At 62.5% G+C, this 288-nt stretch carries 1 pseudogene; it reads right to left on the reverse strand.

Annotated features, from left to right (window positions below):
• A pseudogene (locus ACSIPU_RS31165) lies at positions 1-288 on the reverse strand (L,D-transpeptidase); the annotation flags it as partial.

Genomic DNA, 288 nt, shown 5'->3' on the forward strand with positions numbered 1-288 from the left:
GGATTATCGGGCCCGGGGGGCACCATCGCCGGCAGCGTTTTGCCCTCTTTCGCATACTCGCGGCGGGTATTGGCGGTTGGCACCCAGGTGGGGCCTTCCTGCTTACGCTCTACTGCCGTCACCCAGTTACGCGGCGTTTCGCGTCCGGCCTGACCAATGCCGATTGGCAGGACTTCCACGCTATTGCCCAGCGGCGGGTAATAATAGAGACGCATCTCGGCGACGTTGATCACGATCCCCTCCCGCACGGTGTCAGGCAGGATCAGCTGTTGCGGAATAGTCAGCGTC

The sequence above is a fragment of the Klebsiella sp. HN106 genome (assembly GCF_051209435.1).
GTDB lineage: Bacteria > Pseudomonadota > Gammaproteobacteria > Enterobacterales > Enterobacteriaceae > Klebsiella > Klebsiella oxytoca.